At 45.9% G+C, this 13,802-nt stretch carries 13 protein-coding genes and 1 pseudogene; 12 read left to right on the forward strand and 2 right to left on the reverse strand.

Annotation, left to right across the window (positions count from 1 at the left end; translation table 11 throughout):
* Positions 1 to 282: 282 nt before the first annotated feature.
* From Q0438_RS11150 to Q0438_RS08515, 7 genes and pseudogenes are all read left to right on the forward strand, one after another.
* Positions 283 to 408, forward strand: a pseudogene (locus tag Q0438_RS11150) (hypothetical protein); the annotation flags it as partial.
* Between the two features lie 42 nt (positions 409 to 450).
* Positions 451 to 3,063, forward strand: coding sequence for a formate dehydrogenase subunit alpha (locus tag Q0438_RS08490; RefSeq protein WP_367178508.1), 2,613 nt, complete (start codon positions 451 to 453; stop codon positions 3,061 to 3,063).
* A 9-nt stretch (positions 3,064 to 3,072) separates the two neighbouring features.
* Positions 3,073 to 3,630: a formate dehydrogenase FDH3 subunit beta gene (gene fdh3B, locus Q0438_RS08495; RefSeq protein WP_299190125.1), complete on the forward strand. Its 558-nt coding sequence runs from the start codon at positions 3,073 to 3,075 to the stop codon at positions 3,628 to 3,630.
* A gap of 239 nt (positions 3,631 to 3,869) precedes the next feature.
* Positions 3,870 to 4,487, forward strand: a complete 618-nt coding sequence (locus Q0438_RS08500) for a hypothetical protein (RefSeq protein ID WP_299190127.1) — start codon at positions 3,870 to 3,872, stop codon at positions 4,485 to 4,487.
* Positions 4,484 to 5,434 (forward strand): hypothetical protein, encoded by a 951-nt coding sequence (locus Q0438_RS08505; protein WP_299190129.1) that lies wholly within the window; start codon positions 4,484 to 4,486, stop codon positions 5,432 to 5,434. The genes Q0438_RS08500 and Q0438_RS08505 overlap by 4 nt, the downstream gene beginning before the upstream one ends.
* A 10-nt stretch (positions 5,435 to 5,444) precedes the next feature.
* Positions 5,445 to 6,074 (forward strand): LysE/ArgO family amino acid transporter, encoded by a 630-nt coding sequence (locus Q0438_RS08510; RefSeq protein ID WP_299190130.1) that lies wholly within the window; start codon positions 5,445 to 5,447, stop codon positions 6,072 to 6,074.
* Positions 6,075 to 6,116: 42 nt separating this feature from the next.
* A complete protein-coding gene (locus tag Q0438_RS08515; RefSeq protein WP_299190131.1) occupies positions 6,117 to 6,602 on the forward strand; it encodes a hypothetical protein in 486 nt (161 codons plus the stop codon).
* A gap of 296 nt (positions 6,603 to 6,898) precedes the next feature.
* Here the strand turns inward: Q0438_RS08515 and Q0438_RS08520 are convergent, their stop codons facing one another.
* Positions 6,899 to 7,858, reverse strand: a complete 960-nt coding sequence (locus tag Q0438_RS08520) for an SLAC1 anion channel family protein (protein ID WP_299190133.1) — start codon at positions 7,856 to 7,858, stop codon at positions 6,899 to 6,901.
* Positions 7,859 to 8,025: 167 nt separating this feature from the next.
* Between Q0438_RS08520 and Q0438_RS08525 the strand changes: the two genes are divergently transcribed.
* From Q0438_RS08525 to Q0438_RS08545, 5 genes are all read left to right on the forward strand, one after another.
* Positions 8,026 to 8,661, forward strand: coding sequence for a Crp/Fnr family transcriptional regulator (locus Q0438_RS08525; protein WP_299190135.1), 636 nt, complete (start codon positions 8,026 to 8,028; stop codon positions 8,659 to 8,661).
* Between the two features lie 65 nt (positions 8,662 to 8,726).
* Positions 8,727 to 10,073, forward strand: coding sequence for an FAD/NAD(P)-binding oxidoreductase (locus Q0438_RS08530; RefSeq protein WP_299190137.1), 1,347 nt, complete (start codon positions 8,727 to 8,729; stop codon positions 10,071 to 10,073).
* Positions 10,074 to 10,083: 10 nt separating this feature from the next.
* On the forward strand, positions 10,084 to 10,296 hold the full coding sequence (locus tag Q0438_RS08535) for a DUF2892 domain-containing protein (RefSeq protein ID WP_299190138.1): 213 nt from the start codon (positions 10,084 to 10,086) through the stop codon (positions 10,294 to 10,296).
* Positions 10,290 to 10,463, forward strand: coding sequence for a DUF2892 domain-containing protein (locus Q0438_RS08540; RefSeq protein WP_297946038.1), 174 nt, complete (start codon positions 10,290 to 10,292; stop codon positions 10,461 to 10,463). The genes Q0438_RS08535 and Q0438_RS08540 overlap by 7 nt, the downstream gene beginning before the upstream one ends.
* Before the next feature lie 367 nt (positions 10,464 to 10,830).
* Positions 10,831 to 12,045: a saccharopine dehydrogenase family protein gene (locus Q0438_RS08545; RefSeq protein ID WP_299190139.1), complete on the forward strand. Its 1,215-nt coding sequence runs from the start codon at positions 10,831 to 10,833 to the stop codon at positions 12,043 to 12,045.
* Here Q0438_RS08545 and Q0438_RS08550 read toward each other — a convergent pair.
* Positions 12,042 to 13,727: a P-loop NTPase fold protein gene (locus Q0438_RS08550; RefSeq protein ID WP_299190140.1), complete on the reverse strand. Its 1,686-nt coding sequence runs from the start codon at positions 13,725 to 13,727 to the stop codon at positions 12,042 to 12,044. The genes Q0438_RS08545 and Q0438_RS08550 overlap by 4 nt on opposite strands.
* Positions 13,728 to 13,802 lie beyond the last annotated feature (75 nt).

Genomic DNA, 13,802 nt, shown 5'->3' on the forward strand with positions numbered 1-13,802 from the left:
TTGCCGCTTCGCAAATGCTTGCCAAGGATGAGAAAGATTACGGCGATACCGTTCGCGGAAAGTCACCGAAAAAAGAGGTGCTTTACTGGGAGAGTGAAGCGTGGAAAAAATACTACAAAGTAGCTTATTAGGAGGACTTTCATGAGCGAAAATGCAATCGGAAGAAGGTCATTTTTAAAACTTGCCGCTTTAGGTGCGAGTAGCGTAGCCGCATTCGGCGATAATAATACGCTAAGAGCCGCTACCGAGCAGGAGATAAAAGATCCGTTCCCAGGATCGGTTATGAAGCGAACGATCTGTTCGATCTGTTCCGCAGGTTGCGGCATCGAGGCCCAAGTGGACGAGAGCACAAATACTTGGATACGCCAAGATATGGCGGTCGATCATCCTATCTCGCAAGGCAGCCACTGCTGTAAAGGAATCGATCAGATCGATCTTACTAAATCCAAAATGCGTCTTAAATATCCTCTTAAAAAAGTAGGCGGAAAATGGGAGCGCATCAGCTGGGAGCAGGCCGTAGACGAGATCGGCGATAAGATGCTTCAGATCCGCAAAGAGGACGGTCCGGACAGCGTAGTGTATCTGGGCTCGGCTAAATTTTGCAACGAACAAGCATACTACTTTAGAAAATTTGCAGCCTTTTGGGGTACGAACAGTATCGATCACGTAGCACGAATTTGACATAGCGCAACAGTCGCCGGTGTGGCGAATACTTGGGGTTATGGAGCTATGACGAATCACTTCGGCGATATGGCGAAAAATTCTAAAATCATTCTTTTTATAGGCGCAAATTCCGCCGTGGCAAATCCGGTAGGCGGTATGAAACACGCCCTTCAGGCACGCGATAGAAACGGCGCAAAGATCGTCGTTATCGATCCGAATTTTACAAGAACGGCAGCCAAAGCCGATATGTTTATCAGAATCCGCCCTGGAACCGACATCGCTTTTATTTACGGAATGCTACATTTGATCTTCAAAAACGGCTGGGAGGATAAGGAAGTAATAAAAACCAGAACCTACGCGGTAGAGGAGATCAGAGCCGAAGCGGAGAAATGGGATCCGAAAGAGGTAGCCAACGTCACAGGCTGCAAAGAGGAGCAGCTGATAGAATTTACCAGAATGTTCGCTACTACAAAACCCGCTACTTTATGCTGGGCGCTCGGTATCACGCAGCACTCGATCGGTAGCTCGAATACTAGAATTTTATCTATTTTGCAATTAGTACTGGGAAATATGGGCAAGCCTGGCGGCGGCTGCAACATCATCCGCGGTCACGACAACGTTCAAGGCTCGACCGATATGTGCGATCTTGCAGATAGTTTGCCTGCGTATTACGGGCTTGCCGATAATGCCTGGAAGCACTTTACCAAGGGCTGGGGCGTCGATTTCGATCAATTCATTAAACGCTTCGCCGTTTCTACCAAAGCTCCTCGCGATAAAGACGGCGAGAAGGTGCCTGGTACAAATTTTACGGAGTATTTTCATAGCGATCCTAGCATCGAAAAAGATCAGATTAACTGGCGCAACGAGAAGGGCTTTTCGCTATCCAAATGGTGGCAGGGCGTTTTGAAAAATGAACCTGTTTTAAGCAGCGGAAACGTTCGCGTTCTTTGGGTGCAGGGCACCGGAATCACCTCTATGGCTCACATAAGAGAGACTAAAGAGGCGCTTGATAAGATCGATATGCTAGTCGTCGCCGAGCCTTTCTTAAACGAAGTAGCGATTCTTAGCGACAGACCGGATGGAATTTACGTCCTACCGGCGGCTACGCAATTTGAGAGCGAAGGATATCTAAGCTCTACAAATCGTAGCAGCCAGTGGCGAACCAGGATCATAAAGCCGCTATTTGAAAGCAAAGAGGATCAAGACATAATGTTTCTATTTGCGAAAAAATTCGGCTTTTACGACGAATACGTCCGCGGAATGAAGATGGGCGTCGTCGACGGCGAGCTTAAGCAGGTCAAGGACGATTTCGTTTGGCCTGACGACGCTACCGACGAGATCGCACGCAATACCCAAAGCATCGGGAACAACGGACGCACCGCGGCTAGATTCCGCAGACAGCAGAAAAACTGGCATCTATTCGATCCCGATACTTTGCGCGGTATGGGCGGCGAAGTCGAGGGCGAATACTACGGTCTTCCGTGGCCTTGCTGGGATGAGAAGCACCCGGGTACTCCGATTCTTTACGACGTAACTAAGCCTTATGCCGACGGAGGTATGGGATTTAGAAACCGCTTCGGCTTAGAGCACGACGGCGTTTCGCAGCTAGCCGACGAGAGCATTACCCTTCCTGGTTCTAAAATTCAAGGCGGACACGCGGAGATTACCAAGGCAAATATCGAACAGGTTTTAGGCATCACGCTAAGCGAGGAAGAAAAAGCCAAGATGGGGCCTACGTGGAGTACCGATTATAGCGGTATCATCGCTAAAAAATGCCGCGAGTTCGGAATTTGCCCATGCGGAAACGCGAGAGCTAGAGCCAAGGTTTGGCAGTTTGCGGATCAAATTCCAAAGCACCGCGAGCCGATCCACTCGCCTAGATGGGATTTGGTGGATAAATATCCGACCTTCGCGGATCAAAAGAGCAACTTCCGCGTATTTACGAGATTTATCTCCGAGCAGAAAAAGCAGGATTGGAGCAAGGATTTCCCTACTATCGTAAGCTCACTAAGGCTCGTAAATTTAAGCGGTGCGGGCATGATCGAGCGAACGAGCAAGTATCTTTCGGCGATTACTCCGGAGATGTTTGCGCACGTAAATCCAAAGCTTGCTGCCGATTACGGCATCAAAGACGGCGAGATGATGTGGATTCATGCACCGCAAGGTACTAAGATCAAGGTTAAGTGCATCTATTCGGAGTCCGTCACGCCGGATCGTATCGTTATGCCGTATAACTTCGCGGGAATTTTCCAGGGCGAGGATCTAAGCGACCGCTATCCTGAAGGCACTAAGCCGTATATCATAGGCGAGAGTTCAAATACGATTACAAACTACGGCTTCGACATAAATACGCAAATTTCGGAATTTAACGCCGGACTTTGCCGATTAGAAAGAGTATAAGGATAGATAATGCCAGCTAGATTAAAATTTTACGTCGACGTCGAGCGCTGCATCGCCTGCTACGGTTGTCAAGTAGCCTGCAGCTCGGCGCACGAAGTCCCGGTAGAGATCAATAGGCGCAAGGTTATCACTTTAAACGAGGGCATCGAAGGGCAGGAGGTTTCAAGCTCTATCGCTTGCCAGCACTGCACCGACGCGCCTTGTGCGCAGGTTTGCCCGGTTCAATGCTTCTATATCAGAACCGACGGCGTCGTTTTACACGACAAAGATAAATGTATCGGCTGCGGATACTGCCTCTACGCGTGTCCGTTCGGCGCTCCGCAATTCCCTAGAGACGGAGCTTTCGGTATCAAAGGCGCGATGGATAAGTGCACTATGTGCGCGGGCGGGCCGGAGCCTACGTTTTCTCACGAGGAGCTGCATAAATACGGTCAAAACCGCATCGCGGAGGGAAAGGTTCCGATGTGCGCGGCGATCTGTTGCACGAACGCTCTAATCGTGGGCGACGCGTCTAGGGTTTCGGAGGTTTATCGCAAGCGCGTGCTTACGCGCGGCGTGAACCTATAAGAGTATGGAATTTTAAACTCCTCCAGTTTAAAATCCCGCTTCTTTTCGTAGAAATTTCAACCGAGCGACGGCTTTAAATTTAGCGGTCGCTCGGCGCGAAATTTTATTTGAAAATCTCCCTTTCGCGTATCGATCGTTAGATTATTTCAAAAAATCGCCCCTTGCCGACATTAAAATTTTAAATTTATGCTACAATCACTCAAATTTAGGATTTGAAATCTTAAGCGAAAGGATCCGTCTTGAAAAATAAAATTTCACTTTTTTTGGTCATTTCGGCGTTTTTGATTTTTACAGGTTGCTCTAAAAACGTGCCTGTAAATAGCGGCATCGTGCGCACTTCCGAGCCGCTTCACATTATGGAATTTCCGCAAGATAAGCTCATAAGCGTAAATTTCACCAATACCTCTACGACGGATTCAAATTTAACCCAAGTAGTGATCCAGCATCTGCGCGCGGATGGATTTAAGGTCGTAAATAAAAGCACGGCGAACGTCCAAATCGGCGGCAATCTCAACTACTTCCGCAAGGCGGATTTTTCGCGCAGATCGTGGGATAATCCGAGATTTAGCTTCGGTATGGGATTTGGCAGATATTACAGATATACGGGCGTGGGCGTGGGCTGGGGGATGCCGTTCGGTTATGATCCTTGGTATGACGACGATTATTACAGAGACTACTTCTACGACTCGCAGATTAGCCTCTATATAAGCGTTAAAAATAAAGGCGCGTGGAAGGATTACGTAACTAATCTCAACTACCAAAGCATCAAAAATCCGGGCTCTAAAGACTCGGTAATGGATGCGCTAAATTTTAAAATTTACGAGTATATAAGACAACTGATTAAGCAGGGAAGATGATAGTAAAAGAGAATAAAAAGCCCGTAGCGATGACGCTGGCGGGATCGGCGATTTTGGCGCTCGCTAGCGGGTATTGCTACCACGCGGGCTTTGGCGGCGCGGCGCTTTTTGCTTCCGTAGTGGCGGCATTTTGCGCGTTTTTTTGCGCGCTTAGACTCGGCGCGAAAAATTATTTACAGATCGGCGAGGACGCCCTTAAGATCGTGCGCGGGGCAAATTCCGAAAGCTTCGAATACAAAGATATCGCAAATTTAGGTATAAAAACCTTCGTCGCAGGCAGAAACAAAACGGAGCTTTTAAATTTTGTATTCAAAAAAATGCCGCAGGCGCAGGATCGCTTTAATTTTTTGCGATTTTACAGCGACACGGAGGCCACGCTGCCGGGCTCGTTTGAAATTTCGATCTATGAGCTGAGTAAAATTTTGCGCGAAAAAGCGGGTCTTTCGCAAAGCCCTGAGGAAGAGCAAACCGCCTCAAAAGCTCGCAAGGGCGCTAAGGGTTCTAAAAAAAGCGCGGGTAGCGGTAGAAATTTTAAAACTAAAAACCTTCGCGATGAAAATTCCGCTTCACAAAATTCCGCTTCGCAAAACTCCAGCGAAAATTCCTACGGCGCACAAAATTTAGATGAAAATTTAGGCGCGCAGAATTTCGGTATGGCGCAGGATTTCGCCGCACAAAATTCTAATGGCGCCGCCGATTCAAACAGTGTGCAGAATTTGAAGGGCGCTTCAAATTTAAACGAACAAAACTCCGCTGCGCCGAACAATGCCACTTCCTCAAATGACTCCGCCGCGGGCGAAAATTTCGCAGGTGCCGAGAATTCCGCGCCTAAATTTTCTGCGGGCGATAATGGATCTGCCACTGCGTCCAAAAGTGCGGCAGCGGCTGACTCTGATGCCGCCGATACCGCGATGCAAAGCTCCGCCTGCGAAAGTAAAAACAAATAGAGGCGCGGTCTTGAACTCCTTGCCGATCGGAATTTTCTTGCAAGGAGCCGCGCTGATGCTCTCACTGATCGTCGCGATCGGCGCGCAAAACATCTTCGTCATCTCCCAAGGTCTTGCGAAAAATCACGTCGCGGCGGTTTGCACGGTCTGCGCGCTAAGCGATGCCGTATTTACGGGTATAGGTATATTTTTAATCGGCGGCGCCCTTAAGCAAGGCTCGCTTCTTACCCAAATTTTAAGCATAGGCGGGATCATGTTTCTGCTCTGCTACGCGCTAAGCTCGTTTTTTAGCGCCTACAGAGGCTTGCATTTTGCCAAGATCCAAAACTCGGCAAATAGCCCACTAGCGCCCGTCGTAGCCAAAGCCCTTGCGGTGACGCTTCTAAACCCGCACGTGTATTTAGACACCGTTGTGGTCGTGGGCTCGCTCGGCGCTACGATCGAAGATGCCCAGAAGCCGTGGTTTTACGCGGGGGTCATGTTCGTATCGTTTGCGTGGTTTTTCGGCTTGGGCTACGGCTCGCGGGCGCTTTCGAAGCTTTTTGCAAGCAGTAAGGCATGGCGCATAATCGACGCGCTCGTGGGAGTTTTGATGCTGTATATGGCGTATCTGATCGCGAAGTTTGTCTTTAAAATTTAAAATTTAACGCTAAAATTCCGCATTATTGATAAAGGATCTATGATGAAAATTGAAATTGAAAGCGGGCTCGAACTAAAAGAGGCCTTGTGGCGCGTAGAGAAAGCTCTGCGACTAGTGACCGACAAGGACGGCAAAATCACATCTAGCGCGACGCTTTACGTGGGCAAACATTCGCTTTTAAATTTACTCGATACCAACCAGATCGAAAATATCCAAAACGCCTATGCGCGCGCCAGGACGGAATTTCGCGCGGAGATGCTGGGTGTACTGGAGGGTTTTTTATCCCAAGAAGACCCCGAGAAAGGCGCCGAATACGCGCTATTTAATCAGCTCTACCAGATGGCGATGACCGCGGGCAGGAAGAGCGATATCTTTATCCATGTCCAGGGCATCAGCGAAAATGAGGTCGTGCTGCGCGTATATCAGCGCTTCGAGCTTGACGATGGCGTGATGATCTACTACGCAGGCGGCGAGTTTAGCTACACTCTGGATGAAAATTTCGGCAAAATTTATCGCTACGAAATTTGATTTTAGCGGTGCGGCGCGAGATCGGGTGTCGCTTCGATCGTAAATATTGCGTCTCCGCATTATATCTTTTTGCTGCAGCGCGTAAATTTAGACGCTAAAAATACGCGGCGAGCTAAATTTAGACAAACTTTCTGCGACGATAGAATTCCGCTCGGTTAAAATTTATTGCGATTCCAAATTTAAAGCTGCGTGTAAATTTTATCCTTCGATACGCAAATTTACCCTACTGCCCGCCAGCGTTCTAGCCCGCTTTGCCCTGCGTCCGTCAAAATTTTTAACCGAGCTCGCATTAAATTTTACTCCTCAGGCACGCAAATTTCGCCGCGCCACATCGCTTTTACCGTGCAAAAGCCCACGATACCTATAAAAACGCATAAGATAGCAAAACCGGCCGCTCCCGCAAACAAGAAAAATTTGATCCCGTTAAACTCAAACGCTCGCAAAAACGCGATGCTAGCCGCAGCCGTCGGGAAGGTAAACGCCCACCACGAGAGGAAAAATTTAAGCCGCAAAAAGCTTTTAAACATAAAAAGGATGAGAAGCGCGAAAAATAGCGTGACGTAGAGCATGATCTTCGCCGTGACGTCAAAGCCGCCGGTGAGCTTGACGTAGTCTAAAAACGCCATCGCAGGCGGCGCGATCACGATAAAAAGCGTCGGGATAAATTTCTGCGGCATCTGATCGTGAAAGATGATGCGGTAAAACAAAACCGCAAAAAGCACGGGCCAAAAAAATATCCCGATCGCAAAGTAATACCACGCAAGCTCGCTCGCGGCGGGCGCTGCAAGCGGGACAAAGAGATTGCCCACGATCGGGATGAACCACGCGGGGTTTGAGTGCGCGATCTGGACGTTATTTTTGATCCAAAAGGAGACGACATGCAGCGTGATAAAGGTCTGAAACGCTACGCCCGCGCAAAAAAGCGCGTCATAAACGGGCGCGAAGTCCCGCCAAAGCGAGGCGACTAACAGCGTGCCGATCGAAAATGCGGCGAAAAAATTTACGCGCACCGGGTGGAAAAACTCCGCCTTGCAAGCTTGCGGGTATCTGATGAGTTTTGCCGCGTAACAAGCGCAGATGAGCGCGTACGCTAGGCTAGCCGCGCCGCGTAAAATCTCAAAAACCGTGTCCGAGATATCAAAGATCAAATTTAGCCGCTCGTACGCGAGAGCTAGCCCGCCAAGCCCCATAACTACGGTGTAAAACATGATCGGAAAGTGCTGTAGCCAGCTTGGTTTTTCGTCCTGCGTTTTCATATTTTTCCTCGTTTTTTCTAAATTTTACCCCAATTTTAGCGCAATTTCGGTGAGTTAGTCACGAAATAAATCAATGCTTAAAATATTTTGTAGCTAAATTTTATCACCGCACTTTTACGTAAAAGAAAATATAATTAAACAAAGCCAAATTTAACCAAGGAGCGCGTATGTCGGGAGACGAGCTAAAAGATACGCTAAAGCAACGGTTTACCTCTAAATTTACGCTTAGTGCGCAGGATGAAGAGGCGGTGTTAAAAAGTGCGACGCTAAGAAGCTTTAAAAAGGGTGAAAGGATATACCCAAAAGATGGCTGCCTTGGCTACGCGATCATCATAAGCGGACGTGCGCGCGGGCTGGTTAGCACGAGTAATTTTAAAGAGATCACCGTCTTTAACCTGCAAGACGGCGATAGCTGTATGCTGTGCGGCTTTTGTTCGCTAGGAGCGCTGCAAGCGGAGATAAATTTGCAAATCGAAGATGACGTGTGGATGATTTTGATCCCGAGGGAGATATTTAAGAGACTACGCGAAAACTATCCGCAGGTGGCAAATCACGCGCTAGAACTCATGGCTACGAGGTTTAGCTCGGCGATAACGGCGATGGATCAGACGCTGTTTTTGCCTCTAGCTCGGAGAATAATAAATTTCCTCGAGCAAAATGGCGCGAAAAACGGGCTAAAGATCACGCACGAACAGATCGCAAACGACATCGCTAGCGCGCGAGAAGCGGTATCAAGAGCGCTAAAAGAGATGCAGAAAAAAGGGCTCGTCGAGCTAAAACGAGGGGTCGTGACGTTAAGGTGACTTTGTTACATATTTAAATTTTAAAATGCGCTATGATTTGACAATAACTTCTAAAAGGAGCTTTTATGCAAAGCATCGACAGAAGAGGCGTCTTGAAAATTTTAGGCGCGGCGGGGCTGGCGGCGGCGGGAGTCACGGGAGCTAGCAAGCTAAATGCGGGAGAAAATGCGGACATCCGTGCAAATATCCTAATAATCGGCGGCGGTCTAGGCGGCATCAGCCTAGCGGCGAAATTACGACGAGATATGCCAAACGCCGAACTAACTGTCCTTGATAAGGACGAGTACTTCTACTATCAGCCCGGCTTTACGCTCATCGCAGCCGGTCACTATCTGCCCGAAGACATAACCTACGAAAAATCAAATTTGATCCCGGACGGCGTAAAATGGATAAAGCAAAATGCCGCATCCATCGATCCGGCGGCAAATTCCGTCAAGCTAGAGGACGGGTCAAATTTGAACTACGACTACCTCGTGATAGCTAGCGGAGCGGAGTATGAGTTTGAGAGCGTAAAAGGACTTAGCGCCGACGATATCGGTAGCGACAACGTGACTTCTATCTACACGATCCCTGGCGCCGTTGCTATGTCTAGCATAATGAAAAAAGTCGGCAAAGAAGGCGGCAAGATAGTCTTTAGCGACAACAAAACACCGATGAAGTGTTCGGGCGCAAATAAAAAAGTAACGCTGCTAACCGAAGATATGGCGCGAAATTTAGGCAACAGAGACAAGCTTGATATCTCGATATACTCGGGTGCTCGGACGATATTTTCCGCTCCTGTTTATGCTAAAATGATAGAAGGGATGCTGGAGGAGCGAGACGTGAAGTATTTTACCTCGCATCAGCTGGTTGAGGTGGATAAAAGTGCAAATATAGCGGTATTTGAGCACGCTATGCCGTACCGCGAAAACGGCGAAAATAAACTCGCTAAAGAGCTAGTCGAAGTAAAATTTGACTACCTACACCTAGTGCCTCGCATGAAGGCTTCTAAAATCTACGCCGATGCAGGGCTAAGCGTAGAAAAGGGCGATGTGGCAGGCAACTGGATTAGCCTCACGCGCGAGACGCTGCAACACTCGAAATTTAAAAATATATTTGCTATCGGCGACGTTTGCGGATTTTCCGCCGGCAAAACCGGAGCTAGTATACGCAAGATGTATCCAGTGCTGGCGCAAAATCTAGCCGACGCTATAAAAGGACGCGAACCGAGTGCTAGATACGGCGGCTACACCGCCTGCCCGCTACTAACGAAATTCGGCAAGGCGGTGATGGTGGAGTTTAACTGGACGGGCAAGCCCGAGCCTACGATAGCATGCATGGGCGCGACTCGCGAGAGCTACCTAAACTGGGCGATGAAGCTATATATGATGAAGCCGATGGTCATGCAAGGCATGATAAGAGGCCTAGCGTAAAGGAGAGAAAATGCAAAACGTCGGGATTTTAGATAAAACTATCCGCCTAGTAATCGCTGCGGTTTGGATATACGCATTTGGGTTCGTCTGCGAGTGCTGGCTGTGGCTGGTCGGACTCGTGCCGCTACTGACGGCTGTTTACGGTTATTGTCCTCTTTATAAATTTTTTGGTATAAATACGTGTAAAAAATGTAAAAGCAAAGAAAGGAAAACGCAATGCTAAGTAAAAAAACTAGGATAATAAGAGCGCTGATCGGACTGGCGATAATGATCGCCGGAGTCGTGTTTAGCAGCTGGTGGGGGCTGGTCGGGCTCGTGCCGTTTATCGTGGGCGTCACGGGATTTTGTCCAGCTTGCTACTTTTTAAACCGCTGCTCGCTCAAGCGTTAAATTTAGCCGCGGTATGCGGTTTGCTGCGCGCCGAGGCAAGAGACACGATAAAATTTATGGCGAAGCGGGCGAGCTTTAAATTTTAAATTTTCCATGTCTTGCCGCGGAATGTTAAATTTAAACAAGCGCTTAAGGCTTAAATTTTATCGCGCGATGCAGGGCGGAAATTTAATCTCGTGCCGCAGTCAATCGGCATGCCGCTATCCGCGTAAATTTTAACGCCGTGCCGCTTTCGGCGCTATTGCTAGAGCGAGCTTGCGCTCCGCGTCCGCCACAACCAAACTCTATGATTAATCGCACTCACCTCTTAAAATTCATCTTAAATTTGCTAAAATTGCAGCTAAATTTAAAATTTAAAGGAGCCAAAATGTCAAATATCTTAATCATAGGCGCGGGCGGCGTGAGCCAAGTCGCGACCGTAAAATGCGCGATGAACGCAGACGTTTTCAGCAAGATCACCCTTGCAAGCCGCACCAAAAGCAAGTGCGACGCGATCGCTAAATTTATCAAAGACCGCCTAGGTGTGCAAATTGGCACCGCCCAGATCGACGCGGACGACACCGATGCGGTCGTAAATTTAATCAAAAAAACGGGCGCCGAGCTACTGCTAAACGTCGCGCTGCCGTATCAAGACCTAACCCTCATGGACGCTTGCTCTCGCGTCGGTATCCCATACATCGACACCGCAAACTACGAGCACCCCGACACCGCCAAATTTGAATACAAGCTGCAATGGGCGAAGGACGGCGAGTTTAAAGCCGCAAACACGATGGCGCTGCTAGGAAGCGGCTTTGATCCGGGCGTGACGAACGTATTTTGCGCCTACGCACAGCAAAATCTCTTTGACGAGATCCACGAGATCGACATCCTAGACTGCAACGCGGGCGATCACGGATATCCGTTTGCGACGAATTTTAACCCAGAAATCAACCTGCGCGAAGTAAGCGCAAAGGGTCGCTACTGGGAGCGCGGCGAGTGGAAAGAGACCGAGCCGATGGAAATAATGTTCAAATGGGACTATCCGAAAGTAGGCGTCAAAAACAGCTACCTGCTCTATCACGAGGAGCTGGAAAGCCTTGTGAAAAACATCAAAGGGCTAAAGCGAATCCGCTTTTTTATGACCTTCGGACAGAGCTACCTAACTCACATGAAATGCCTAGAAAACGTTGGCATGCTGCGTATCGACGAGGTCGAGCACAATGGTGTAAAGATCGTGCCGATTCAATTTCTAAAGACGCTTTTGCCTGATCCTGCGTCGCTAGGCCCTCGCACGAAGGGCAAAACCAACATCGGCTGCGTAATTCGCGGTCTAAAAGACGGCAAAGAGCGCCAGGTCTATATCTACAACGTCTGCGATCACGAGGCTTGCTACGCCGAGACGGGCGCGCAGGCCGTGAGCTACACGACTGGCGTACCTGCGATGATCGGCTCGATGATGGTCGCAAAAGGTATCTGGAGCGGCAAAGGCGTCTTTAATATGGAGAATTTCGACGCAAAACCTTTCATGGACGAGCTAAATAAACAGGGCTTGCCGTGGGAGATGATAGAGATGAAACCCGGCGAGAGGTATGAAGTAAACTAAAATTTTAGGCGATTTTCGCCTAAAATTTTAGTTTTTATCGTAATTTCTTTTATTGCATTTAAAAGCTTGATGGATTTGACAGTATTTTTATCGGAATTTATACTCTCAAAAATTCTGATAAACTTATTTATCAAATTTTCACAACTGGAACATATCAAAAAGTTACTATTTAAACAACTTACAACGCCAAAGCAAAATTCCCAGCCATTTAGTATTAATTGTTTTAATTTTTCATCGTCTACTTTTTCAAATACTTCAAGCTCCAATTCGTTTCCATTCTTTAAAAGATCTAAAATTCCCTCTTTTGTGCTAATTTTTGAACGATCAGACATATCCTTCAAGTTATCATCATACTCTATTAATACGGGGTCAAATTCTAAAATTTTATCTATATCAGGATTATACGGCAAAATGGTATTGTAACTATTATTTTCCAATATGCCCTTCAATATATTAATGGCAAAATTATGGTATTCATCAGCTTGTGTCGGATTTCGTTCTTTGATAAACTCTATATAGAAAATAAAATTACTTACCCCTAAAACATACACCATATCAATATTGTCAGCAAGAAAATCTCTTATTTTATTGCAATATTCTCCATCATCCAATTTAAAGTCGTATTGCAATCTATGCATATATCCATCCAATTTCTTAAGCTTATCTTCTTTAAATTTTATGATATTAACAACATCTCTAATCTTTTCGTCATCTGTTATGGATTTTGTTATATAGCTTATGATTTCCTCTCTTATGTCACTTGGCTCAAGGTAATTTATTTGAGCATATTCTATAACCTCGTCAAACTCTTTATTTTTCTCGTTATCTTTAAGATTAGTAGTAAAGTACTTAAAAGAATATTTATCAAGCTCCTTAAAATCCATATTTAATTTCAAAGCATTTATAGTAGCTATTTCCATAATGCCTTTTACTAAAATTTGCTCGGTGTATTTAAAATCCTTTAAATCTTTTTCTAAAAAACCAAAATCATTTAGCGCAGCCACTACTCGTCTCATAATTCTTATATTATTTATGTTATGGTGTTTAAAATATTCGAGCGGATAGCTTTTAAAAAATTTAAGCTCTTCATACAAAATTTTATATGAATCTTCTATAGAGGGATTATATTCAAATTCGTAATCTATGATTTTATCTTTTTGCTTTTTTGTATCGTTGTCTAAAATTAATTCACCAGCATTAAAAATCATAACAATATGGCAGTTTTTCTGTTCTTTAATTTCTGATATTAATCCGAATATGTCTTTTAAACTTAATTTATTTGATAATCTTTCAAAATCATCAAAACAAATTACGATATTTTCGAAATCTTTCTTTTCAAAAAACGATATGCATTCAATAATGGCCGAACCCAATTTTGGCGTAACTTCATCTAAAATTTTATCAAATCTTAATTTTTTAGCATTCTTTGAAATTTCAGATATCGTCCGACTTATTCGATAGGCCTGCAATATAATTTCTTGTTTTATTTGTTTAATATCATCCTTACCGAATAGAGAAATGTATGCAAATTTTTTATTTAACTTTTTTGAATTTCTTTCCGCAAATTTTTGCCAAAAATATGTTTTTCCAACTCCCCATTTGCCGTTTAATACCATGCAAATAGCGCTTTCTTTCCTTAAAAGATCAATAAATTTGTCTTCTATTTTACTTTTTATTTGCATGTCGTCCTCTATCTCATTTTTACTTTAAATTTCTAGAATATTGATGTTTGTATGGTTATTATATCTTAAATATCC

It is taken from the genome of uncultured Campylobacter sp. (genome assembly GCF_938030785.1).
In the GTDB taxonomy this organism is placed as follows: domain Bacteria; phylum Campylobacterota; class Campylobacteria; order Campylobacterales; family Campylobacteraceae; genus Campylobacter_B.